23 protein-coding genes are annotated in these 23,900 nt (G+C 67.2%); 8 read left to right on the top strand and 15 right to left on the bottom strand.

Features of this window, described 5'->3' with window-relative positions; all coding sequences use genetic code 11:
- The 5 genes from ACIA8C_RS02740 to ACIA8C_RS02720 all read right to left on the bottom strand — a co-directional run bounded on the left by ACIA8C_RS02740 (nucleotide 1) and on the right by ACIA8C_RS02720 (nucleotide 6,909).
- Entirely contained in the window at nucleotides 1–957 is a 957-nt protein-coding gene (locus ACIA8C_RS02740; RefSeq protein ID WP_397130506.1) for a proline dehydrogenase family protein, read from the bottom strand.
- A gap of 4 nt (nucleotides 958–961) precedes the next feature.
- Nucleotides 962–2,596 carry an L-glutamate gamma-semialdehyde dehydrogenase gene (pruA, locus tag ACIA8C_RS02735; protein ID WP_397130505.1) on the bottom strand — a complete coding sequence of 545 codons (1,635 nt, stop codon included), beginning with the start codon at nucleotides 2,594–2,596 and terminating at the stop codon, nucleotides 962–964.
- An 81-nt stretch (nucleotides 2,597–2,677) separates the two neighbouring features.
- Nucleotides 2,678–3,784 (bottom strand): succinyldiaminopimelate transaminase, encoded by a 1,107-nt coding sequence (dapC, locus tag ACIA8C_RS02730; protein WP_397130504.1) that lies wholly within the window; start codon nucleotides 3,782–3,784, stop codon nucleotides 2,678–2,680.
- 7 nt (nucleotides 3,785–3,791) lie between these two features.
- Nucleotides 3,792–4,115, bottom strand: coding sequence for a ferredoxin (gene fdxA, locus ACIA8C_RS02725; protein WP_357381081.1), 324 nt, complete (start codon nucleotides 4,113–4,115; stop codon nucleotides 3,792–3,794).
- Nucleotides 4,116–4,308: 193 nt separating this feature from the next.
- Nucleotides 4,309–6,909: a bifunctional FO biosynthesis protein CofGH gene (locus ACIA8C_RS02720; RefSeq protein WP_397130503.1), complete on the bottom strand. Its 2,601-nt coding sequence runs from the start codon at nucleotides 6,907–6,909 to the stop codon at nucleotides 4,309–4,311.
- A gap of 253 nt (nucleotides 6,910–7,162) precedes the next feature.
- On the opposite strand from ACIA8C_RS02720, the gene ACIA8C_RS02715 reads away from it, so the two are divergent.
- Nucleotides 7,163–7,660 (top strand): PH domain-containing protein, encoded by a 498-nt coding sequence (locus tag ACIA8C_RS02715; RefSeq protein WP_396994048.1) that lies wholly within the window; start codon nucleotides 7,163–7,165, stop codon nucleotides 7,658–7,660.
- The gene (locus ACIA8C_RS02710; protein ID WP_397130502.1) at nucleotides 7,657–9,222 is read left to right on the top strand and encodes a PH domain-containing protein; all 1,566 of its coding nucleotides are present in this window, start codon (nucleotides 7,657–7,659) and stop codon (nucleotides 9,220–9,222) included. The genes ACIA8C_RS02715 and ACIA8C_RS02710 overlap by 4 nt, the downstream gene beginning before the upstream one ends.
- Here ACIA8C_RS02710 and ACIA8C_RS02705 read toward each other — a convergent pair.
- The 6 genes from ACIA8C_RS02705 to typA all read right to left on the bottom strand — a co-directional run bounded on the left by ACIA8C_RS02705 (nucleotide 9,219) and on the right by typA (nucleotide 16,529).
- Nucleotides 9,219–9,617, bottom strand: coding sequence for a hypothetical protein (locus ACIA8C_RS02705; RefSeq protein WP_397130501.1), 399 nt, complete (start codon nucleotides 9,615–9,617; stop codon nucleotides 9,219–9,221). The two genes, ACIA8C_RS02710 and ACIA8C_RS02705, sit on opposite strands and share 4 nt — an antisense overlap.
- Before the next feature lie 17 nt (nucleotides 9,618–9,634).
- Nucleotides 9,635–9,793 (bottom strand): hypothetical protein, encoded by a 159-nt coding sequence (locus tag ACIA8C_RS02700; RefSeq protein WP_396994051.1) that lies wholly within the window; start codon nucleotides 9,791–9,793, stop codon nucleotides 9,635–9,637.
- Between the two features lie 45 nt (nucleotides 9,794–9,838).
- On the bottom strand, nucleotides 9,839–11,308 hold the full coding sequence (locus tag ACIA8C_RS02695) for an amino acid permease (RefSeq protein ID WP_397130743.1): 1,470 nt from the start codon (nucleotides 11,306–11,308) through the stop codon (nucleotides 9,839–9,841).
- 178 nt (nucleotides 11,309–11,486) lie between these two features.
- Entirely contained in the window at nucleotides 11,487–12,362 is an 876-nt protein-coding gene (mshB, locus tag ACIA8C_RS02690) for an N-acetyl-1-D-myo-inositol-2-amino-2-deoxy-alpha-D-glucopyranoside deacetylase (RefSeq protein WP_397130500.1), read from the bottom strand.
- A complete protein-coding gene (locus ACIA8C_RS02685) occupies nucleotides 12,359–14,152 on the bottom strand; it encodes an ABC transporter family substrate-binding protein (protein WP_397130499.1) in 1,794 nt (597 codons plus the stop codon). The genes mshB and ACIA8C_RS02685 overlap by 4 nt, the downstream gene beginning before the upstream one ends.
- Before the next feature lie 478 nt (nucleotides 14,153–14,630).
- Nucleotides 14,631–16,529: a translational GTPase TypA gene (gene typA, locus ACIA8C_RS02680; protein ID WP_397130498.1), complete on the bottom strand. Its 1,899-nt coding sequence runs from the start codon at nucleotides 16,527–16,529 to the stop codon at nucleotides 14,631–14,633.
- 153 nt (nucleotides 16,530–16,682) lie between these two features.
- On the opposite strand from typA, the gene ACIA8C_RS02675 reads away from it, so the two are divergent.
- The gene (locus ACIA8C_RS02675; protein ID WP_191093947.1) at nucleotides 16,683–16,859 is read left to right on the top strand and encodes a hypothetical protein; all 177 of its coding nucleotides are present in this window, start codon (nucleotides 16,683–16,685) and stop codon (nucleotides 16,857–16,859) included.
- A 97-nt stretch (nucleotides 16,860–16,956) separates the two neighbouring features.
- Nucleotides 16,957–17,253, top strand: coding sequence for a 4a-hydroxytetrahydrobiopterin dehydratase (locus ACIA8C_RS02670; protein WP_397130497.1), 297 nt, complete (start codon nucleotides 16,957–16,959; stop codon nucleotides 17,251–17,253).
- 4 nt (nucleotides 17,254–17,257) lie between these two features.
- Here ACIA8C_RS02670 and ACIA8C_RS02665 read toward each other — a convergent pair whose 3' ends face one another.
- Nucleotides 17,258–18,484, bottom strand: coding sequence for a mannosyltransferase (locus ACIA8C_RS02665; RefSeq protein ID WP_397130496.1), 1,227 nt, complete (start codon nucleotides 18,482–18,484; stop codon nucleotides 17,258–17,260).
- Between the two features lie 332 nt (nucleotides 18,485–18,816).
- On the opposite strand from ACIA8C_RS02665, the gene ACIA8C_RS02660 reads away from it, so the two are divergent.
- Together ACIA8C_RS02660 and ACIA8C_RS02655 are read left to right on the top strand one after the other, a co-directional pair.
- Entirely contained in the window at nucleotides 18,817–19,602 is a 786-nt protein-coding gene (locus ACIA8C_RS02660; protein WP_397130495.1) for a hypothetical protein, read from the top strand.
- Nucleotides 19,603–19,721: 119 nt separating this feature from the next.
- On the top strand, nucleotides 19,722–20,078 hold the full coding sequence (locus ACIA8C_RS02655) for a hypothetical protein (RefSeq protein ID WP_397130494.1): 357 nt from the start codon (nucleotides 19,722–19,724) through the stop codon (nucleotides 20,076–20,078).
- A 7-nt stretch (nucleotides 20,079–20,085) separates the two neighbouring features.
- Here ACIA8C_RS02655 and ACIA8C_RS02650 read toward each other — a convergent pair whose 3' ends face one another.
- The 3 genes from ACIA8C_RS02650 to ACIA8C_RS02640 all read right to left on the bottom strand — a co-directional run bounded on the left by ACIA8C_RS02650 (nucleotide 20,086) and on the right by ACIA8C_RS02640 (nucleotide 23,094).
- Nucleotides 20,086–20,793, bottom strand: a complete 708-nt coding sequence (locus ACIA8C_RS02650; protein WP_397130493.1) for a DUF1906 domain-containing protein — start codon at nucleotides 20,791–20,793, stop codon at nucleotides 20,086–20,088.
- A 253-nt stretch (nucleotides 20,794–21,046) separates the two neighbouring features.
- Entirely contained in the window at nucleotides 21,047–22,204 is a 1,158-nt protein-coding gene (locus ACIA8C_RS02645) for a hypothetical protein (RefSeq protein ID WP_397130492.1), read from the bottom strand.
- A gap of 233 nt (nucleotides 22,205–22,437) precedes the next feature.
- Nucleotides 22,438–23,094 carry a CHAP domain-containing protein gene (locus ACIA8C_RS02640; protein ID WP_397130491.1) on the bottom strand — a complete coding sequence of 219 codons (657 nt, stop codon included), beginning with the start codon at nucleotides 23,092–23,094 and terminating at the stop codon, nucleotides 22,438–22,440.
- Nucleotides 23,095–23,247: 153 nt separating this feature from the next.
- On the opposite strand from ACIA8C_RS02640, the gene ACIA8C_RS02635 reads away from it, so the two are divergent.
- Both ACIA8C_RS02635 and ACIA8C_RS02630 read left to right on the top strand, forming a co-directional pair.
- On the top strand, nucleotides 23,248–23,511 hold the full coding sequence (locus ACIA8C_RS02635; protein ID WP_397130490.1) for a type II toxin-antitoxin system VapB family antitoxin: 264 nt from the start codon (nucleotides 23,248–23,250) through the stop codon (nucleotides 23,509–23,511).
- A complete protein-coding gene (locus ACIA8C_RS02630; protein WP_397130489.1) occupies nucleotides 23,508–23,900 on the top strand; it encodes a type II toxin-antitoxin system VapC family toxin in 393 nt (130 codons plus the stop codon). The genes ACIA8C_RS02635 and ACIA8C_RS02630 overlap by 4 nt, the downstream gene beginning before the upstream one ends.

Raw genomic sequence — 23,900 nt, 5'->3', positions numbered from 1 at the left:
TCAGGATTTGCTGACCAGTGCGCGGAGGAAGAACGTGAGATTGGCGGGCCGTTCCGCCAGTCGCCTGGTGAGATAGCCGTACCACTGGCTGCCGTAGGGCACGTAGACCCGCACCGCCCTACCTGCCGCGGCCAGCCGCAGTTGCTCGGCCGCACGGATGCCGTACAGCATCTGGTACTCGAATCGCTCAGGGCCACGGCCACTTTCCGCCGCAAGATCCTCGGCATCGGCGATCGGCACCGGGTCGTGCGAAGCCACCATGGGATAGCCGTCACCGAGCATCAGCACCTCGAGGCACCGCAGATAGGAGTAGGTCACCTCGGACGCATGTTGGAAGGCGACCGTGTGCGGCTCGCGATAAGCGCCCTTGCACAACCGGATTCGCGAATCCGGCCCGGACAGCGCGCGGCAGTCCGCCTCGGTGCGGCGCAGGTATGCCTGTAGAACAGCACCGAGCCAAGGGAATTCACCGCGCAGCTCGCGCACCGTGGCCAGCGTGGCATCGGTGGTGGTGTGGTCTTCGGCGTCGACGGTCACCCAGACGTCGGCCTGGGCCGCCTTGCTGCACAGGATGCGCAGGTTCTCGGTGGCGATCGCGGGTCCGTCCAGCGGCAAGGCCTGGCCGAGTGCGGACAGCTTCACCGACACCTCGACGGGTGGGGCGTCGATGCCGGGCAGTTCCGGACGGTCCAGTGCGGCCAAGTCGTTGATCAGCGAAAGGTATTCGGCCACGGTGGCATCGGCCTGGCTCCGGTCGGCGGTGTTCTCGCCGAGGAAGTCCACGCTGACCATCCGCCCACTGTTCAGCAGTGTCTGTGCGACCTCGATGAGGTCGCCCCTGACCTCCCCGGCCACGAACCGCCGCACGATATCGGCGGTGACCGGAATGCCGGTGAGCGCACGCTTCAGCAGCGGCGAGTCCGCCGCCGCGAGGATGAGGGGACGCAGCGGATTCACCGGGTCACTCGCCCATGTGCGGGTAGCGGTGATCGGTTGGTGGCACGAAGGTTTCCTTGATCGTGCGCGCCGAGACCCAGCGCAGCAGATTGAGCGGGGACCCCGCCTTGTCGTCGGTACCGGACGCGCGAGCGCCGCCGAACGGCTGCTGGGCGACCACCGCACCGGTCGGCTTGTCGTTGACGTAGAAGTTGCCCGCCGCGAATCGCAGTGCCGCGCCTGCCTGTTCGATCGCCCGGCGATCCTGCGCGAACACCGCCCCGGTCAGCGCATACGGTGCCGCCGAGTCGACCTCGGCCAATATCGCCTGGTACGAGCCGGGTTCGGCATCGTCATAGACGTGCACCGACAGAATCGGGCCGAAATACTCGGTGGCAAAGGACTCGTCGTGCGGATCGTCAGACAGCAACACCGTCGGCCGCACGAAGAAGCCCTCGCTGTCGTCATAGGTGCCGCCGACCGGAATGGTGAGCCCGGCATCCCTGGCGCGCCGAATCGCGGCGGCGTTCTTGTCGAAGGCACGCTGATCGATCAGCGCACCACCGAAATTGGACAGGTCGGTCACGTCGCCGTAGGTCAGCTCCGCGGTGTGGTGCAAGAATTCGTCGCCCATCTTGCGCCACACGGAACGCGCGATGTACGCACGCGAGGCCGCCGAACACTTCTGTCCCTGATACTCGTAGGCGCCCCGAATCAGCGCGGCCCGCAACGCATCCGGGTCGGCCGACGGGTGCGCGACGATGAAGTCCTTACCGCCCGTCTCGCCAACCAACCGCGGATAACCGTGATACCGGCCGATATTCGCGCCGACCTGCTGCCACAGGTGCTGAAAAGTCTTGGTGGATCCGGTGAAGTGAATCCCGGCCAGCCGCGGATCGGCCAGCGCCACCTCGGACAGGTCGGCACCGTCACCGGTCACCATATTGATCACGCCCGGCGGCAGCCCCGCCGCCTCCAGCAACCGCATCGTGTAGAACGCCGAAAGCGTCTGCGTCGGCGACGGCTTCCACACCACCGTGTTGCCCATCAGTGCGGGCGCGGTCGGCAGATTCCCGGCGATAGCGGTGAAGTTGAACGGCGTGATCGCGTAGACGAACCCTTCCAGCGGCCGATAGTCGAGCCGGTTCCACACCCCCGCACTCGACTCCGGCTGCTGCGCCATGATGTCCCGCGCGAACGCCACATTGAACCGCCAGAAGTCGATCAGCTCGCATGGCGCGTCGATCTCAGCCTGCTGTGCCGACTTCGACTGCCCGAGCATGGTCGCCGCGGCCACCGTCTCCCGCCACGGCCCGGTCAGCAGGTCAGCGGCCCGCAAGAACACCGAGGCCCGCTCGTCGAACGGCAACGTCCGCCATCCCGGCGCCGCGGCCATCGCCGCGTCGATCGCCCCCTGCGCCTCGGAATGCGTGGTATCGGTATATGTCCCCAGCACCTGGCTGTGCCGATGCGGCGCGACGATACTGTGCCGCTCCCCGATCCCCGGCCGATGTTTACCGCCGATAACCAGCGGCACCTCGACGGTGTCCGCGGCGATCTCGGCCAGCTTGGCAACCAGCAGCTCCCGCTCGCGACTGCCCGGTGCGTACGAGTGCACCGGCTCGTTGCTGGGAGTAGGAACAACCGTGACAGCGTCCATAGTTCAGGCTAACGCCAGCAGGCGCCGCACGCCTTTGCCCACCGTACGCGCGTGTCGGCACGCTCAACTCCCGGCGGAGGTCTACGCCGTCAATCGTGCGGCGGCCTCGGCGATGCGTTCGTCGGTGGCGGTGAGCGCGATGCGGACGTGTTCGGTGCCGGTGGGACCGTAGAAGTCGCCGGGAGCGGCGAGGATGCCGCGGTCGGCGAGCCAGTCAAGGGTGGTGCGGCACGATTCGCCGCGAGTCGACCAGAGGTAGAGACCCGCTTCGGAGTGGTCGATGCGGAAACCGGCCTGCTCCAAGGCTTTTCGCAGTACGTCGCGGCGGGCCCGGTAGCGCTCGCGCTGTTGCGCCTCGTGCGTGTCGTCGCTGAGCGCGGCGGTCATCGCGGCCTGGATGGGGAACGGCACCATCATGCCGGCGTGCTTGCGCACCTCGAGCAGCTCGGCGACCAGGGCGGGGTCGCCCGCGACGAAGCCCGCGCGGTAGCTGGCCAGGTTGGAGGTCTTCGAAAGCGAGTGCACGGCAAGGAGGTTCGTGTGGTCGCCGTCGCTGACCTCGGGGTCGAGGATCGAGGGGGCGCGCCCCGCCCAGGTGAGGCCGAGGTAGCACTCGTCGGAGGCGATGACCACGTCGCGTTCGCGGGCGAATTCGACGACCTTGCGCAGGTGGTCGACGCCGAGCACGCGCCCGGTCGGGTTCGACGGGGAGTTCACGAACATCAGGGCGGGTGTGCGCGGGCCGAGCTGGGTGAGCCCGTCGGCGCGCGCGACCTGCGCTCCCGCGAGCAACGCACCGACCTCGTAGGTCGGGTAGGCCACCTCGGGAATGACGACCAGGTCGTCCGCGCCGAGGCCGAGCAGCCTGGGCAGTCCCGCGATCAATTCCTTGGTGCCGATCGCGGGCAGCACCGCCGCCGGGTCGAGTCCGGTGATCCCGTAGCGCCGCTTGAGCGCGTCGACCGCGGCAGCGCGCAGCTCGGGCGTGCCGTGTGTGGCCGGGTAGCCGGGCACGGCCGACGCCGAACTCAGGGCCGCGCGGATGAGCGGATCGACCGGGTCCACCGGGGTACCGACGGACAGATCGACGATCCCGCCGGGATGCGTCGCCGCCTTCGCCTTCACCGAAGCGATGGTGTCCCAGGGAAAATCGGGGAGCAGACTGCTGACCCGGCCACGGACGGACACGGCAGAGCTACTCGCTCGCCATCGGGGGCAGTTCCTTGATGAACGGCGGGTCGTAGTCGACCTGACCGACCTTCGTGGCACCACCCGGCGAGCCGAGCTCGTTGAAGAAGTCGATGTTGGCGTTCACGTAGCCGCTCCACTGGTCCGGGGTGTCGTCTTCGTAGAAGATCGCCTCCACCGGGCACACCGGTTCACATGCACCACAGTCCACGCACTCGTCGGGATGGATGTACAGCATGCGACCACCCTCGTAGATACAGTCAACGGGGCATTCCTCGATGCATGCCTTGTCCTTCACGTCAACGCACGGTTCAGCGATGATGTACGGCACTGCCGTTCTCCTAGTCTGTCCTCACCTTGCGGGGATAGTCCGCCCAGCGAAACCCTATCCGGACACCCCACGCTACTCCGGGTCAGCCTTGCCTAACTTCAGATGTTCCGCACGCCACTATCGAGGTGCGGAACTATCGCCGAACCGGCCCCGCCTTCCGTCATCGGCTGACCTATGCCGGAAGCCTACGCCGTTACCCGACCGTGAGTGGTAGCGCCGAAACCTTGTGCCTCGGAACGCCGTACGTGGTGGTCCGTTCGCGGGCCGGACGGCCGATGCCCGCGGCGATGTCCACCAGCTCCGCGACGGTCTTGGCCGAGCCGTGCTGCGATCCGGCCATCCGGGAGATGGTCTCCTCCATCAGCGTGCCGCCCACGTCGTTGGCGCCGCTGGTGAGCATCACCCTGGTGCCGACGGTGCCGAGCTTCACCCAGCTGGTCTGGATGTTGTCGATCCGCCCGTGCAGCATGATCCGCGACAGCGCGTGCGCGGCCCGATTGTCCCGGTTCGTCGGACCAGGTCGCGCGGCGCCCGCCAGGTAGAGCGGCGCGCTCTGGTGCACGAACGGCAGCAGCACGAATTCGGTGAAACCGCCTGTCTCGTCCTGGATTCCGCGCAGCACGCGCAGGTGTCCGACCCAGTGCTTCGGGTTGTCCACGTGCCCGTACATCATGGTCGAGCTGGAGCGAAGGCCGATCTGATGCGCGGTGGTGATCACCTCGATCCACGCCGAGGTGGGCAGTTTGCCCTTGGTGAGCACCCAGCGCACCTCGTCGTCGAGGATCTCGGCGGCGGTGCCGGGGATGGTGTCCAGGCCCGCCTCTTTCAGCGCGACCAGCCAGTCCCGAATGCTCTGCCCGCCGCGCGAGGCGCCGTTGACGATCTCCATCGGGCTGAAGGCATGCACGTGCATGGACGGCACCCGCTGTTTCACCGCCCGCACGATGTCGGCGTAGCCGGTGACCGGCAGGTCCGGGTCGATGCCGCCCTGCATGCAGACCTCGGTGGCACCGTCGACGTGCGCCTCCCATGCCCGGTCGGCGACCTCGTCCATGCTCAGCGTGAACGCGTCGGCGTCGCCCTTGCGCTGGGCGAACGCGCAGAAGCGGCAGCCGGTGTAGCAGATGTTGGTGAAGTTGATATTCCGGTTCACCACGTAGGTGACGTCGTCACCGACGGTGTCGCGGCGCAGCTGATCGGCCAGCGCGGCCACGGCATCCAGGTTCGCGCCGTCGGCGGTGGCCAACGCCAGGTATTCGGCGTCGGAGAGGGCGGCCGGGTCGCGCTCGGCGGCCTTCAGCGCGGCGAGCACCTCGGAATCGAGGCGTTCCGGCGCGACGACCGCGAGATCGCGGGCCTGTTCGCGGATGGTGTCCCAATCACCGAAGGCGCCGACCACATCCTGGCCGATCGCGGAGTCGCTGCGGCTTTCGGTGTTGCGCCCCTCGGTGTCGATGGCGGTGTTGAGGTCGACGCGTCCGGCGGATTCCCAGGACTGGTCCGGTTCCTGCCAGGGCAGGCCGACCGGCATCGCGTCCGGGTTCGCCAAGCCGGTGACCGGATCGCTGAGCGCGGCGACGTGCACGCCGATCCGCGGGTCGATCCACGGGCTGCCCGCACGCACATACTTCGGGTGCGCGGAGGTCCGCTCGACCAGCTGGTATCCGGCCGCCTCGGTGATCTCGCGCAGCGTGTCCAGATTCGGCCATGGCCGTTCCGGGTTCACATGATCCACCGTCACCGGCGACACGCCACCCCAGTCATCGATGCCCGCATCGACCAGCGCCAGGCAGTCCTCGAGCGACACCAGGTTCGGCGGCGCCTGCACCGGCACGTCCGGGCCGAGCAGCAGCCTGGTCACCGCGATGGTGGCCAGGAACTCCTCGATACCCGCGTCGGGGACATCGCGCATGGCGGTGTCGTCCTTGGCCCGGAAGTTCTGGATGATCACTTCCTGGATGTGCCCGAAAGCCTTGTGCTGCTTACGAATCGCCATGATCGACTCGGCACGTTCGGCCAGCGTCTCGCCGATGCCGACCAGCAGGCCGGTGGTGTAGGGCACCGACAGCCTGCCCGCGTCGGTGATCGCGCGCAGCCGGACCGCGGGATCCTTGTCCGGGCTGCCGTAGTGGCAGGCGCCCTTCTCGGTGAACAGGCGGGTCGCGGTGGTCTCCAGCATCATGCCCATCGACTGCGCGACCGGCTTGAGCCGGGAGATCTCCTCCCACGACATCACACCGGGATTCAGGTGCGGCAGCAGGCCGGTCTCCTCCAGCACCATGATCGAGACGGCGCGCAGGTAGTCCAGGGTGGAGTCGTAGCCGCGCTCGTCGAGCCACTGCGCGGCCTCGGGCCAGCGATCCTCGGGACGGTCGCCGAGCGTGAACAGGGCTTCCTTGCAGCCGAGCGCGGCACCGCGGCGGGCGATGTCGAGCACCTCGTCGGGTTCAAGGAACATGCCCTTGCCCTCGGCGCGCAGCTTGCCTGGCACCGTCACGAAGGTGCAGTAGTGGCATTTGTCACGACAGAGCCGGGTCAGCGGGATGAAGACGTTGCGCGAGTAGCTGATGGTCTTCGGCCGTCCGGCCGATTCCAGCCCCGCGTCGCGCACTCTGGCGGCGCTGCGACTCAGATCTTTCAGGTCGTCGCCGGTCGCGTGCAGCAGTACCGCGGCCTCGTCCACATTCAGCGTGACACCGTCACGGGCTCGTCGCAGCGCCCGGCGCATGGCCGATGCGGCAGGGGGTGCAGCAGGAATGCTCGGGTTCGGCAGTTCACTCACGTCCTCGATCATGCGCTAACCATCCGGACCTGTCTCCTTCCGATGCTGATGAGTGAGCGTAGCGACCAAACCCACCAGGCTAGGGACGCTGCGACCACCACGGAACCCTGTGACAGCGAGGCACCATGTGAGCGTTGACAACTGCGCGAAGCTCGGGGCTATTCCATCGGCGCCCGCCGAAATTCCGCGACTCGCAGTCGGAGTTGCGCCGCGCCGCACCCGATCGGCAGCCCCGACGGCCGAAGTTCATGGAACCATGGCAGGCATGTCGCAGCCGCGCACGATCATGGCCGATCCGGCCTGGCGCCCCAGTCCGAAGGCAAAACTCTTGTGGACGATTCAGGCCGCCCTGGTCTGGGTGGTTCCGTTCGCGGCGCAGCTCGTCTGGGCAGTGCTCGACTCCGGCAATCGCGGGTGGCAGCTGACGGTGTTCCTGGTGACGCTGGTGCTGGCCGGGCTGAATATCGGCGTGGTGCCGTGGTGGCGCTACGCGGTGCACCGGTGGGAGGTCACCGAGGAGGCCGTGTACACCAGGGTCGGCTGGCTCACCCAGGAGAGCCGGGTGGCGCCGATCTCGCGGGTGCAGACCGTCGACACCGAACGCGGGCCGTTGGCGCGGCTGCTCGGACTGGCCACCGTGACGGTGACTACCGCGTCGTCCGCGGGCGCGGTGCAGATCTCCGAGCTCGACCTCCCGGTGGCCGAGGAGACGGTGACCAGGCTGACTCGGATCGCCGCGCAGCATCGGGGCGACGCGACATGACCTCGGCGCAGGCCGTCGCGCCGGAGACCGATCAGCCGTGGTCGCGGCTGGACAAGCGAATGTTGTTGGTACATCCGGTCACCGAGGTGGTGAAGTTCATTCCGGTGCTGATCGGGTCGGTGATCCTCGGCACCAGCAGCGGTAATCATGGGTGGAGCATCATCCCGCTGGCATTGATCGTCGGGTTCGCGCTCACCCGCTGGTTCACCACCACGTATCGGGTCGGCCCCACCCATGTCGAGTTGCGTACCGGGCTGATACAGCGCAAGAAGCTCGCGGTGCCGCGGTCCCGGATCCGGTCGGTGGACATCGAGGCGGATCTGCTGCACCGGCTACTCGGGCTCGCGGTGCTCGCCATCGGCACCGGGCAGCACGCGGATTCGGGTGAGAAGTTCAAATTGGACGCCCTCGACGCGCGTTTGGTGCCCGAGTTGCGGACCGCACTGCTCGCCCACACCGGCGGTGCGGCGCAAGACGTTGCCGGACAGCCTGTTTCGCTGGACAAGCCGACCGAACCCGAGCGCAAGGACGCCGCACCAGAACGCGAGATCGCACACTGGAATCCGGCGTGGGTTCGTTACGCCCCACTGTCTTTGACGGGCTTCGCGATCATCGCGCCGATCGTCGGCCTTGCGTTCCAGTACGGCGTCGGCCAGGTGCTGTTCCGCTCGGACGCGGTGCAGCGGGTGGAAAACGGCGGCGCGGCACTGATCGCCATCGGCACCGCCGTGTTGCTCGTGGTGATCGTGCTCATCGTCAGCCTCGCCGCCTGCGCGCGTTATCTGGCAACGTATTTCGGCTTGCGCGTCATCGACGACGGCCGCACGCTGCACCTGCGCCACGGCCTGTTCACCACTCGCCAGATCACCCTGGATCTGGCCCGCTTCCGCGGCGCGACGGTGAACGAGCCGCTGCTGCTGCGGCTGGCCGGTGCCGCCGAGCTCGAGGCCATCATGGTCGGCGCGAGCCCGCGCCAGAAGATCCTTCCGCAGGCGCCGCGCACCGCCATCGAGCACACGCTGAGCCACCTGCTCGCTCCGAACAAGTTCCACGACAAGGCGATTGCCCCGCCCGCCGCGGGTCCGACGCCCGGCAGCGCAGCGCTGGTCGCGCACGGTCCGATCGCCCGCCGCAGGCGGCACACCCGCACGCTGGCGCCCATTGCCGTGGCCGCGCTCGTCATGCTGGCCTTTGCCGTTGCGGGCGTGGACTTTTCGCCGTGGTGGTGGCTGCTTCCCGTGCTGTTGGTCCCGGTCGCGATCGCGCTGGCCGAAGACCGCTATCGCGGCCTCGGCCATACCGTGCTGCCCGAAACCGCCACCAGCCCACGCTGGTTGATCACCCGATCCGGCTCACTCGGCCGCGATCGCGACTGCCTGGAAGCGCCCGGCGTGATCGGCTGGACCGTGCGGCAGTCGTTCTTCCAGCGCCGGGCCGGCGTAGCCACCGTGGTCGCGGCATCCGCCGCGGGTAAGAAGCGGTACCACGTGCTCGATATTCCGCTCGATGAAGCATGGGCCCTCATCGACGCGGTGACACCGGGCCAGCTCGGCAGTCGCTAGCGCCTGCTGAACAGCCCGGAATTGACGCGAATGTAGATGTACACCAGCGGCGGCACCAGGCCGCAGAACAGCAAAAGCACAGTGCGCCAGTCACTTGCGAGCATGATGTCCCCGCCGGGGCCGGTGCTCGCACAGATCAGGAACCCGAAAGTCCAAGCGGCCAAAGGCAAGAACATCGCTGCCACGCGCGGCGATACGGCGCGGACACCGAGCACCAGCAGGATATTCACCACACCGGCCAGCACACCCGACAACGGGAACGCGGTACTGCCGAAGTAGGTCGGCAGGTACAGCACTTCCATGGCCAGCGTGATGAAGGCATCGATCACCAGAATCGCGAGGATCAGCGGTGCCAACCAGGGCGCCACCGGGGCGGGCGACTCCCGGTAGCTCACGGGTTCGACGGCCGCCCTCACGGCACCGGGGGAAAGCCGAGCAGGGTCAGCAGGTGACTCTGCATGTCGACGAACCCGTACAGCACCGACAGGTACAGGTCGTGTTGCGCCTGCCAGTTCGGCTTCATGCTCTCCACGAACGCGGCGATCGCGTCCTGGACCGACCAGTTGTACATGGCAGCGAGTCTATTCCGCCGCTACGGCGACCGGGCGCCGCATGATCACTTCTCGCCGTCGACCGGGATGTTGGCGACCACCGGGAACTCGCCGGTGTAGCCCATCCGCTCCTCGGCGATGGACAGCACCCGCTTGCGGGCCACCAGCCAGCCGACGATGAGCATCGGAATGATCAGCACCAGCGAGGCGACGGTCCAGGTGCCCACCGGATAGTCGAAGCCGGTCAGCACCACCACGAAGAACAAGAACACCAGCGTGAGCAGTCCGGTATAGGGCGCGCCGAACATCCGGAACGACGGCCGCTCCGCCTTGCCCTGTTTGGACCAGCGCCACAGCTGCAGCTGGCACAGCACGATGGTGGCCCAGGAGGCGACGATGCCGAGCGAGGCGAGGTTCAGCACGATCTCGAAGGCCCGGTCCGGCACCACGCCGTTGAGCGCGATGCCGACCAGTGCGATCAGGCTGGTCAGCAGGATGCCGCCGTACGGAACGCCATTGCGCCCCATCACGCCGGTGAACTTCGGCGCGCTGCCGTTCATCGACATGGAACGCAGGATGCGCCCGGTCGAGTACAGCCCGGCATTGAGGCTGGAGAACGCGGCGGTGAGCACAACGAGGTTCATCACGCTGCCGATGCCGGGCACCCCGAGCATGGTGAAGAAGGTGACGAACGGGCTCTCCTTGGCGGTGTACGCCGTGTACGGCAGCAGCAGGCCGAGCAGCACCAGCGAACCGACGTAGAAGATCGCGATGCGGGCGATCACCGAGTTGATCGCGCGCGGCATGATCTTGGCCGGATTCTCCGTCTCGCCCGCCGCCGTGCCGACCAATTCGACCGCGGCGTACGCGAACACGACGCCGGAGACCACGACGACCAGCGGAAGCACACCGGTCGGGAACAGCCCGCCGCTGTCGGCGATCACGCTCGGCCCGGTCGGGTTGCCCTGCACGGTGAATCGGCCGATCAGGAAGATGGTGCCGACGATCAGGAAGGCGCTCAGCGCGAACACCTTCACCAGCGCGGCCCAGAACTCCATCTCGCCGAACCACTTCACCGAGATCAGGTTGATGCTGAGCACCAGTACCAGCGCGATGAGCGCGAGCAGCCACTGCGGGATGCTGCTGAACCCGGACCAGTAGTGGAAGTACTGGGCGATCGCGGTGGTGTCGGCGATGCCGGTCATCGACCAGTTGAGGAAGTACATCCACCCGGCGACGAACGCGGCCTTCTCGCCGAAGAATTCGCGCGCGTAGGACACGAACGACCCGGACGACGGCCGGTGCAGCACGAGTTCACCGAGCGCGCGCAGGATGAGGAAAGCGAAGAACCCACAGACGCCGTAGACCAGGAACAGACCCGGTCCCGCGTTGGCGAGCCTGCCGCCCGCACCGAGGAACAGTCCGGTGCCGATGGCGCCGCCGATGGCGATCATCTGCAATTGCCGCGGTTTGAGACTCTTGTGATAGCCCTCGTCCTCGAGGCTGAGGTGAGCCTTGTCGCCGACCGCCGTCATGAACCGCTTCGCCTCCACATCGATGTATTCGAGATCACGGGAACGGTACCCGGCGAAAGTTTTCGATGGAACAGCAACCCTCAAGCTACGAATATCCGCAGCTCAGGGCACATTCGAAGAATACGCCGGAATGCGACAGGAACTACGGAAGGCTAGCCGCCCGATCGATAGAAGTTCGTCAATCGAGGCCCGCGAGAAGATCATGTTCGCGGCCATCCGAACCGACCGGTCCCCTCCGACCGCGCACAAGGACGAAACACTCCTCCGGCAGTACCGGCTGAGCAACATTGTTCGACAGCGCGAATTCGCGCCCGGACGGCGCCAGCGTGAGCTGGGTGGCATGGGCGCGCAAAGCGGCGCGTTTGGCGACGAGGGCGTCGGACACGTCGATGGTGGTGGTCACCGTGTGGCTCGGCACGCTCGCGAGTTCGCCCTCGGCGGGCAACCGCCAGCCCTGCGGCAACCGGCCTGGCAGCCCGTCGACCGTGCGCTTGGCCAGCGCCGTCGTGTGCTGGCGCAGCGTGTCGGCGTCGGTGACGGTCCAGTAGAACTTCGGCGTGTCCCAGCCCCGCTCGGCGGCGGAAGGTACTGCGGCCGTGGCGATCTGGTGTGCTCGAAGGTGGTCGGGGTGGCCGTAGCCGCCATTCGGGTCATAGCTGATCAGCACGCGCGGCCGCAGTTCAAGGATCACCTCGGTCAACGCGTCGACCGCCGCATCGCCGGACCGCGCGAACACCCGCGGTTTCTCCGCCGCCGGGGTGCCCGCCATGCCGGAGTCGCGCCAATGGCCCGCGCCGCCGAGGAAGCGCGGGGGCGCGGCATCGAGAGCCTGCAATGCCCTGGTCAGTTCGAGAATGCGATAGCCACCGAGTTGATCGGCACGGTCGGCGGTGAGCTGGGCCCACTCGTCGCCGATGACCTCGCCTTCCTCACCGAGCGTGCAGGTCACCACGGTCACCGGCACACCGCGGCGGCGGTAGTGCGCGATGGTGCCGCCGGTGGTGATGGATTCATCGTCCGGGTGGGCGTGCACCAGCAGTATGCCGCCGGTCATTGGATCTTTCGCCACTGTCCGGCGTCGCCGAAGATACCGACCTGGATGCTGCCGCTGAGCGACGCACCGTCCACCCGGGGACCCGCGGCGGCGACCACGTTGTCCTGCACGATCGGCAACACCGTGGCCAGCTCCCACAGCTTCGGCTCGGCCTCGGCGAGCACTCGGCCCGTGTCGACGCCGCGCAACGCCTCATCGATCGGCCCCTGCAGCGTGGAGTCGCACACCCCGGACAGGTTGGCGGGTGCGCGGCGCGCCGGATCCGAACTCGGCTGCGCGGCACCGGTGGCGCCCGCGCCGGGTTCCGGTGGCGGGCAACCGTATCGGGAGGCGAGCACGGTGGCCGGGTCGGAGCCCGCCCGCTCCCAGCCGACGATCGCGTCGATCGTGCCCTCGATGAGCTCGCGCCCATAGAGCTGATCCGCGGAAACACTACGAACCGTGGCATCGATTCCGGCACTGCGCAATTGGTCGGCGGCGGTATTGGCGACCGCGATGGCGGTGGCGTCGCCCTCCACCGCGCCGATCCGAATCGTCAGGGATTTACCGTTTTTCGCGACCGGCCGCGGTGTCGGCGCGGGCGAGGTCGGCGAGTTGACCGGCGGCGGTTCCGGCGCACGGCCATACCCCGCCTCGGCGAGCAACGCGAAGGACTCCTCGGCGGGTGGCCGGGGTGGCGAGGTCGGCGCGTAGCCGGGATCGGACGGCGAAAGTATCTGCGCGCGAGCCGGTTCCACCCAGCCGCCGGTCTGCGCGCCGACCGTCGCCAGCAGCGCGGGATCGAGCAGCGCGAGCACCGCGCGGCGGACTCGGATATCGCTCACCGGCCCGCTCCGGCCGTTGAGCGCAAGCTGCAGCACCCGTGACTGCGGCATGATCGCGGTGCGCACCGACGGAATGGCGGCCAACTGCGCCTGCGTCGCGACACCACCGTGCACCAGCGTCATCTGGGCATCGTTGGTGCGCAACGACTCCGCCAACTCCGCGGGAGTGCCACCGCGCCGCAACTGGATCTCGTCCGGTGCGGCGGGCGTGCCCCAGAAGCGGGCATTGCGCTCGAGCAGGATTTCCTCGCGACCACGGTCGATGTTCTTGATCGCGAATTGTGCGCCGGACACCCGGATGCTCTTCACCCAGCCGTCCTGGAACCCGCCGGGCGAATCCTTCATCAAGTGGGAGGGCAGCAGGTTGGTGAACATCTGGCGCCACGCGGGGAAGGGTTCGCGCATCTTCACGGTCACGACCTTGCCGCCCCCCGCGGAGCCGATGTCGGTGATCAACCGGTAACCGGCCGAGTCGACCACTCCCGGCTGCGAAATCATCTGCTGCCAGAGGAATTGGAAGTCCTCGGCGGCGATCGGCGCACCGTCGGACCAGTTCGCCTCGTTGCGCAGCGTGTAGGTAATGGTGAACGGATCCTGTGGGGTGGCGGCCTCGGGCGCGGTGGTGTCGGCCGTGGCGATCAGGGAGGTGTCCGCCACCCAGTCGGTGGCGCCGGGCGCCACCGAGCTCGGCACCGGCCGGAACGGGCTCGGCAGCACCATCGAACTCAACGCGGCGGTAGCCGGCGACTGGTCCGCGCGCAGATGCGGATTGAAGCCGATGCCGATGGTGTCGATCGCGACGACCACGGTGCTCTTGCCCGGCTTGGCGGGCAAGGTCTTCGGGCTGTCGGTGGTCTCGATCGGCGGCGGCGGATTCGCCGTACACCCGGCGAACACCGTCAACGACGCCGCAACGATCAAGCCGAGCACCCGCCAGGTAGCACGCCGATTCGACCGCGGGCTCACGCTGCGCACGCTACCGCGTCGACCGACGACGGCAGCACCGCCGAGGGCGACAACGTCGGCCGCTCCATGCCATTCCCTGCGCCCACTTTCACGGTTGCGGACTCTACCGCACCCACCTGACGGAATCCTGCCCATACTGAGGGGGTGGCAGCGCCGCAAAGCGCGCCGAGACGACGCTCGTCAATTGCGTGAACGGAACACTCGGGCAACCGGTCGGCATTCCCGTCTAAAAGGCCTCTCGGCGTTCGGATCGGTGTCCGCGCTTTGACCAGAACGCTTGCCTATCAGCAACATTCGCCACCGACGCCGCCCCGCCTGATTAGTGCGGGAATCCGGCGCACATCTGCATTCATGCACTATTCACCCGAGCCGACGCCCGAAATCCCCGGTAATTCGAACCCCGGCCTGCGGCGACATGAATTTCGATAGCAAACGGGATTCCAGCGCGAACGCCGGAATCCCGTTGCGGTCGAAACGATCAGAGGGCGGCGCGGTCCCGTGCCTTGCGGCGGGACAGTTCGCGACCACGCTCGGTGGCGCCGAGGATGACCTTGCGCACCCGGACGACCTCGGGCGTGACCTCGACGCACTCGTCGTCGGCGCAGAACTCCATCGCGGCTTCCAGGTCGAGCTGCAGCGGCTTGGCCAGCGTCTCGAACACGTCGGCGGTCGCGCTGCGCATGTTGGTCAGCTTCTTCTCACGCGTCACGTTGATGTCGAGATCCTCGGCGCGCGGGTTGATGCCGACAACCATGCCCTCGTAGGTGTCCGCGCCCGGTTCGACGAAGAACTGACCGCGATCGGCGAGCTGGATCATCGCGAACGGGGTCACCGAACCCGCCCGGTCGGAGACCAGTGCACCGGTGTGCCTGGCCCGGATCTCGCCCGCCCACGGCGCGTAGCCGTGCGAGACGGCGTTGGCGATGCCGGTGCCGCGGGTGTCGGTGAGGAAATCGGTGCGGAAACCGATCAGACCGCGCGACGGAACGATGAACTCCATCCGCACCCAGCCGGCGCTGTGGTTGGTCATCTGCACCATCTTGCCCTTGCGGGCGGCCAGCAACTGGGTGACCGCACCGAGGTACTCGTCGGGGCAGTCGACGGTCAGCTCTTCGTAGGGCTCGTGCACCTTGCCGTCCACCTGCTTGGTGACCACCTGCGGCTTGCCGACGGTCAGCTCGAAGCCTTCGCGGCGCATCTGCTCGACCAGGATGGCCAGCGCGAGCTCACCACGGCCCTGCACCTCCCAGGCGTCCGGGCGGCCGATGTCGAGCACGCGCAGCGAGACGTTGCCGACCAGTTCCTGATCGAGGCGAGACTTCACCATGCGGGCGGTGAGCTTGTGCCCCTGCACCCGGCCGACCAGCGGCGAGGTGTTGGTGCCGATGGTCACCGAGATGGCGGGCTCGTCGACGCTGATCCGCGGCAGCGCGACCGGGTTCTCGAGGTCCGCGAGGGTGTCGCCGATCATGATCTCCGGAATGCCCGCGATGGCGACGATGTCACCGGCCACGGCGACCTCGCCCGGCTGGCGCTCGACGCCGATGGTCTGCAGCAGCTCGGTGATCTTCACCTGCTTGACGCCGTCGCCGTGCATCCACGCGACGTTCGCGCCCTTGCGCAGCTCGCCGCTGTAGATGCGGACCAGCGCGAGACGGCCGAGGAACGCGGAGGCGTCGAGGTTGGTGACGTGCGCCTGCAGCGGTCCGGCCGGATCGCCCTTGGGCGCCGGGATGTTGTTGAGGAGCACCTCGAACAGTGCGTCCAGGTTCTCCGCGTCCGGCTCGTGTCCGTTTTCCGGACGCTCCCTGGACGCCTTGCCCGCGCGGCCCGAGGCGTAGAGCACCGGCAGGTCGAGCGCGAGCTCGGCGGCCTCGGCGGCGGAGTCGTCCAGATCGGAGGCCAGGTCGAGCAGCAGGTCGTGGCTTTCCTCGACGACCTCCTCGATCCTGGCGTCGGGCCGGTCGGTCTTGTTAACCACCAGGATCACCGGCAGCGAGGCGGCGAGTGCCTTACGCAGCACGAACCGGGTCTGCGGCAGCGGGCCCTCGGAGGCGTCGACCAGCAGCACGACACCGTCGACCATGGAGAGGCCGCGTTCGACCTCACCACCGAAGTCGGCGTGGCCTGGTGTATCGATCACGTTGATGACGGTGACGGAACCATCCGCGTGGTGCTTATGCACCGCGGTGTTCTTGGCGAGAATGGTGATGCCCTTCTCGCGCTCCAGGTCGCCGGAGTCCATCACCCGATCGACGAGCTCGGCTCGCTCGGCGAAGGCGCCGGATTGGCGGAGCATGGCGTCGACCAGCGTCGTCTTACCGTGGTCGACGTGGGCCACGATGGCAACGTTGCGAAAATCGCGCGCAGACGACACGCTGAATCCTCCTGCTGTTAGGTGTAGGTACCGGCCGACCCCTGCAAACAGGTGGAGAATCGAAACTCACCGGGCATTGCGGCCATATACACCCTACCTGTGTTCGGGTCACCCCTCCGCGCCAGGCACGCAACTAAGGGTATGCTAACCGACATGGGCAAGGTCAAGGCTAAGCAGGTTTCGCGGCTGAAACCGAAGAAGAAGTGCTGCCGGAAAAAGACGCGCTGCGTGAAATGCCCTGTGGTCATTATGCGTATGAAGAAGTGTGAAGCCGCAGGCATCTGCGGCAAGGACCTGAAAAAAGCGCTCAAGCAGGCGCGCGCCGCCTGAGCTTGCCGACCCTCCGGCAAGGCCTTCGAACCCGATCGCGCCCGACTGATCCGGCAATGACGGACATCACTCCCGGCGGAGGAGTAGAACCGGGGTTATGAGTGCCCCGTTGCTGACCGAAACCGAACTCACCGAGTCACTGACCACCCTGCCGGACTGGACCAGGGACGGCGACGTGCTGTCCCGCACCGTCCAAGCGCCAACCTTCCTCGCGGGCATCGAGCTCGTCCGGCAGGTCGCCGAGGCGGCCGAGGCCGCCAATCATCATCCCGACATCGATATCCGCTGGCGCAAGGTCAGCTTCGCGCTGTCCACCCACGATTCCGGCGGTCTCACCGCGCTCGACATCGACCTCGCCCGCAAGATCGACCAGCTGGCGGCTCAGCTCGGCTGACCGACTAGGCGGTGCGCGCCTGGCCCTCGGTGGCCACGCGCGCCGCCTGCGCCGGGTCCGACTTCTGGCGCAGGCCGGATCGGATCACCCAGACGAAGAACACCAGCGAGCCGATCACGTCCACCGTGCCGAGCCAGGCCAGCACGGCCGGTCGGGGAATGGTCCAGATCGAATCCTGGAAGAACGACAGCACCCACGGGATCCCGATCAGCGTATTCACCAGCCAGTAGCCCGCGATGATCTTGGCGCCGGGCGCCCGCCGCAGCGGACCGTAGAGCAACCACAGCACCGTCGGCAGCAGCCAGACCCAGTGGTGCGACCAGGAAATCGGCGAGACGAGCAGCCCGAACAGCTGCACCATGATCAGCGTGCCCATCCGGTCGTCCGGCTCGAGCACCCGCCAGGCGAAGAACGCCAGCACCGCGACCACCAGCACCCCGGCCAGCCACCACGGCCCGGATTGCACGTCGTAGCCGAGGATTCGGCTCAGCGCGCCGCGCAGCGACTGGTTCCACACCGAGCCGACCGGACCGATCCGGTCGGCGTCGCCGAGCAGGGTGCCGAAATACCGCCGCGCCTCATGCGGGGCGATCAAGAAGCTGATCCCGACGGTCCCGCCGAACACCGCCGCCGACCACACCACCGTCAGCCAGCGCCGCTGCGCCACGAAGTACAGACCGCTGATCGCCGGGGTCAGCTTGATCCCGGCGATGATGCCGACCAGCCCGCCGGACAGCCACCAGCGCGAACTGCGCACCGCGATCATCGCGCCGAGTACCAGGAAGACATTGACCTGGCCGTAGTCGATCGTGGTCCGCACCGGCTCCATCCACATGCCGAGCGCGGTCCAGCCGACGGTCGCGACCTGCCAGCCCGGCTCGTGTGCCCGCTCCACCCCGAGGATCAGCTCCAGCGCGATGCGCACCACGACATAGAGCGCGGCAACGGTGGCCAGCAACCAGCCGACGGCGACAGCCGTGAACGGCAGATAGTGCAGCGGGAAGAAGACCAGCGCGGCGAACGGTGGATAGGTGAACGGCAGCGGGAAGTCCGGCGTCTTCTCCGCGTAGGTGAAGTCGTAGAGCTTGTCGGTGAGCAGCGACGCCGATCCGTCCACGTACACGTGGAGGTCGACGACGTTGAGACCGTTCTTGTTCAAGAACATCCAGAGCAGCCTGGACAGAATGGACAGACCGAGTACCGAGACAGCCCATCGGAGTTGACGGTTCAAATCGCAGGCTTTCGACTCGGGTGGGGGGCGTCGGCCGAACACCCGCGATGCGAGTGTTCGGCGACAAGAACGGGTGGCCCCGACTAGATTAACCGCAGCGCCGATCCAGGTCGTCGCGCCCTCGTGTCACCACCCGAATCACTGATAACATTTGCATCACCTTTCACACCAGTAACACATGATGCGCGCTACCGTCTGATAACACTGATCGTCCGCAACACCTGTAGGGCGACGCAGCTGTACACATAGCCGCGTAATCCCTAGAGTGACCCCCGAAACGATGGCTTTTCAGCATCGGCCCAGATGTACCCGAGGTAAGGACGGCTAGACCAGTGCTTCGCACCCGAGGATCGCGGATTGCATTGTCGGCGCTCGCCATTGCGGCGACCGCCACGCTTGCCGCGCCGACGACTGCAGTCGCGGCGCCCGCGCCCGCGCCTGCGGCGACCCCGAACACCGTGCCGATGGTCCCGGAGGGTGTCCCGATCGACGCCCTTGCCGCCCTGGCCCCCGCCATCGTCGGCTCGATCGCCGGCCCCGCCGATGTCGCGGCAGGCCCGCAGTCGGCCATCCTCGATCAGGCCCGCAAGCTGCTCGCGACGCTGAGCCTGCCGCCGCAGATCAAGTCCACGCTGGAACGGATCATCACCTTCCTGGACGGCAGCGGTGGCGGTGGCCCCGAGCTGCCGCAGGAAGGGCCGGTCATCGCGCAGTTCCTCTACCCGACCATCGGCAAGGGCTGCATCGGCCCGACCGCCGACTCCATCGGCACCGCGCTCGCGGTATCCGGCCCGGCCCAGCTGCCGCCGCCCGGACCGAAGGCAGGTCAGGCCGGATTCGTGTTCACCGCGCTCGGCACCAAGGCGCCGACGGAGGTACAGAATCCGCCGATGACGGTGCAGTGGATGAACCTGGACACCCGCCAGGGCGGCCTGCTGCCGCTCACCGACGAGGCCAAGATCAACCCGGGCGGCCCGGCCACCCTGTCCGCGATCGCCGACACCGGTTCCGGCCGGGTCGTCGCGGTCATCTCCGGCTCGCTGACCACCAAGGCCGACGACGCCGACCCGCGCACCTGCTCGTTCCTCCCGACCCTCGGATTCTTCACCGTCGCATAGGTTTCAGACCAAAGGCGGCGTCCCTGCGGGGTCGCCGCCTTTGTCGTCTTTACGACATCACCTCGGCGAAACGCCGCGATGACAGATGAATGGGTGACGAATGTGGTAGACCGCTAACTATGGCGATCGAACATTCGATACGGCCCGGCCGCTCCATTCGGAGCAGGCGTTCGCATCGATCGATACTGTCCTTCCGATCCGAGGGCTCGATCCTGTCCATCGGATCGGCCTACTCGATCCTGTCGATCGGCAGCGTCGGCTCGATCCTGTCGATCGGTTCGGTCGGCTCGTTCGGGTCGGCCATCTCCTCGTTCTCGTTCACCAGCCTCGGTTCGGCGTTCTCCGGCCTGTCCCGCTGGTCACTGTTCTCCTGGCTCGGCGACCACGAGGCACCGGACAGCCGCCCGGCATTGCGAGTAGTTCCCGACGAGGAACCCGATCTGCGCGAAGCGCCGCTGAGCCACTCGCAAACCTAGGCTCGGCTCACCACTGCCCGTATTCGGGGGCCAGCGCGTGGTTGAGGTCGATGCCGATGCCGTCGAGCGAGCGCTTGTCGATCTCGAACTGGTGCAGCTGCGCGGCGGGGTGGATGACACCGTTGGAGCCCCAATTGTGTTGCCAGTACCAGGAACCCAGGCCTGCGACGCGGGCCAGTTCGATAGTCGGGGCGTTGGCGTACATGCCGGTGTTCTCCTTGCCGAGCACCTCCTGCCAGCCGAGCAGGTAGGGCGCGATCATGGTGGCGAAGTCGGCCGCGGTCGGGTTGTCGTCGATGGCGGCGTAGATCGGCACGCCCTCGGGCCCGCCCGCGGCGAGGTGCAGGTCGAGCCCGCGCTGCGCGTGCTTCTTGCCCGCCTCCAGTCCGCCGCGCCAGTCCGCGGTGGGCCCCTTGCCGAACTGGTAGCAGGACACGATCTGCAGGTTCGCCTCGTGCAACTCGTCGACCTCGTTGGCGCGCAGCGGCTTGCCCGCCATCCATTCCGCGCCGGGGCGCCGGTCGGAGACGTACCGGATCACGCCGAGATGTCCGGCGTCCCTGATCGATTCGGCCGAGGGCACCCCGCCCGCGTAATCGATCAAGGTGCCGACGGCACCGGCGGTGGCGGGTTTCGCGGAGGCGGTCAGGCCGATCGCGGCCGCCGCGGCGGCATAGCCGAATAGCGCACGCCGGGATACCGGAATGGAACGCATCGTAGGACTCCTTCGCGCAACCCCGACCATGGATGGCAGCGTGCCCGGCGCACCTTCCCCATACATTCAGCACGCGCCGGGAGCCTCGAACGTGTACTTATTTCACCATATTCACATGGGAACCGCTAGACCCACGGGACACATCCTTTCACATTGGTCACATAAGCAACCGGGATGCCGACGAGACATCTGATCGCGGGAACGCGGCAACTCGCCGGATACGGGCCCACTCACCCCCCGGGCGCCAACCCGCCTAGGTCTGGTCAGTAGTCCCCGGCGAGACCGGGGAGCTCGAGCCGATGCGGGCGGCCACGTCGATCGTCCGGCCCGAACTGTCCGCGAGCTCTTTGCTCACGACCCCCGCGACCTGGGCGATCACCTGCTTTTTGATGCCCGCGAGCGCACCGAGGGTCGCCGCACGCACACCGTGCGCCTTGAACTCCAGCCGGATGTCGTCCGGGTCGGGTGGGGGCACGTCGATGACAACGAGCAACGGGTCGGCAGCGCGCGCGGTCAACACCAGCGGCACCTCGACGTCGGCGCGGTAGCGGTTGGCCTTCAGCACGTCCACGGTGATGTCCAGGCTGACCGGCAGCGTCAGGTCGAAAGATCGTGGCGTGTCCGTCTTATCGTCCAGCTGCGGCACTCGGACACTCCCCCGCACGGTGACGGTCGCCGATTTGCCGGGCCCGGTCTTCAGTGGGCCGATCTCGATCGGCCGTCCCGCCATCCGTTCGACCACATCGAAAACGCGCTCGCGCGTCACGATGCGCGAGAAGAACCGGTGCCCGAATTCGTCGTAGCCGATCCAGTCGAACTCCGCCTGCTCCCGATGCGTCGACTTGGTGCCGCTCACGATGGCCTCGACATCGAAGACTCGGCTGCGCCGGGCCTGCGGGTCGGCGAGCATGGCGTTCACCCGCGAGGCGACCTCGCGCTGCACCAGGCCCGCGATCGGATCGAGCAGCATCTCCCCCGCCGCGTCCATCGCTTGGGCGCGCAGCACGAAGCTGACGTCACGCTGGGTGATCGGCGGGATGTCGATGACGATCAGCAGCGGGTCGGCGGTGCGTGCGTGCAGGGTGAGGTCGATTTCGACCCGCGCCTCCAGCCGCAACTTCTTGCCGCCGAGCATTACCTTCAGCGTCAGCGACACCGGAACGGTGACCTCGAACGTGACGTGCGGGCCGCTGTGCAGCACTTCCGGCTTGCCGACCTTGCCCTCGGCGACGAAACCCGCGAGACCGGCCGGGCCGAGGGAGAACGGGCCGATGGTCATGCCACGTCCGGTCATCCCGGACACCGCGGCCTCGATCCGGTCCTTCGTCACCGCGTGCGTGACAAATCGCTCGCCGAAATCGGCATAGTCGATCCACCCGGGATCGCTGATCGGTTCGTCGGTCGACTGCATCAGATGTTCCGCAACCCTCACCGCTCGATGGACACCGGACACGGTACGCGACCAACATTGCCCGAAACTTGCCCAAGTCTGAACCCGAGATCCCCGTCCTGCCGATGAGGGGGAGGCAGGGCGGGGATCGGCGACGGCGCTGCCGGGCGCCGTCACTATCTATCGTAGGGCTATCGCGCACGCCCGAAAGACGTGCGCACCAACCAACCACCGCCGTCGGCCGTCGATACTTCTCACAATTTGCCGAATCCGACGATCCCCGGCGCCTCGGCCAGCGCGAATGTGTGGATGCTCACCTCGCCGAACTCGTTGCCGCCGATCGTGGTCACGACACCGGCGCCGGATTTCAGCACAATGTTCGTGTGCTGGCCGAATGGGCTGGTGCTGTCGTACATCAGTACGTCACCTGTGCGCGGCTGGTAGCTGCCGAACGGGGCGAAGCGCCCCGTGCTCGCGTAGTACTCCTGCAGCGTGTACACGCCGGGGATCCGCCACGAGCCCGAATTCGGGTTTGCCAGCGGCGCCCCCGACTCCCGCATCACCCAGCTGACGAAGTCGGCGCACCACGGTTCGCTCGCTCCTTCGGCGTATTTGGTGCCCGCCCCCGGACTGTTGAATTCCCGTGCCGTCACCGCCACTACCGCGGCCTGTGCCGGGTCGAGCGTCGAGCGATCGACCGCGGGGAACTCGGCGCCGCGCTGGCCGACGATCGCCGCCGGGTTCGAATGGTCTTGCCACCAGCGGACTCCCAGCACTCCCGCCACCGTGAGCGCGAGCACCGCCAGTCCCACCGCGAGCCACCGGCCCGCGTGCCTGCCAGAGCGGCCGTGCCGCGGGCCCTCCGTGCGGTGGCGCACCCGATGCGAGGTTCTGACCTGGTGCTCCGACATCTCTCCCCCAGTTTGATTCGTGGTCGCGACCGTCTCGGTCCTTGCTGAATTGGACGAACGCGGTGCCCGAACGGTTCCCGTCGAATAATTATTTCCCGCGGCGATGGAACCAGGGTAGAGTATCTACCATCCCAGTCCAGGAGGGTAGACCCCATGGGTTTGAACATAAAAAATGAGAAGGTGCACGCCTTGGTGCGTGAGGCAGCGGAGCGGACGGGGATGTCCCAAACCAGCGTTGTCGAGGAGGCACTGAAACGCATGTTGAAAGAACTGGACGCCGAGCGTGAAACGGCGCGACAGTCGCGCAAGGCGCGACTCTGGGAAATCGTGGCCGATATCGACGCCAGGATGACTCCCGAGACCCGAGCGTTGCTCACCACCGATGATCTTTACGACGATCAGGGGATGCCCGCATGATCGTCGACGCATCGGCCCTGCTCGCCATCATCAAACAAGAGCCCGAACGTGGCAGTTTCATCGACGCGCTCGACGCGGCCGAGAGCCGGTCGATGTCGGTGGTCAACCACTTCGAGGTAGCGATCAAAGTGGATCGCAGTCCCGACCCGATCATGGCGCGGCGATTCGCGGAGTTGATCGGTGAGGGAGACATCGAACTCACTCCCGTCTCGCTGGAGCAGGCCGCCATAGCCCGAGCCGCATACCGCGATTTCGGCAAAGGCAGCGGACATAAGGCACAACTCAACCTCGGCGACTGCTTCGCCTACGCGCTCGCCACCATCACCAAGAAGCCGCTGCTCTACAAGGGCAACGACTTCGTGCACACCGATATCAGATCCGCGGTCTGA

The sequence above is a fragment of the Nocardia sp. NPDC051321 genome (assembly GCF_044455225.1).
GTDB lineage: Bacteria > Actinomycetota > Actinomycetes > Mycobacteriales > Mycobacteriaceae > Nocardia.
Note: the sequence above shows the minus strand (reverse complement) of the source record. Positions and strands in the feature narration are given on the sequence as shown.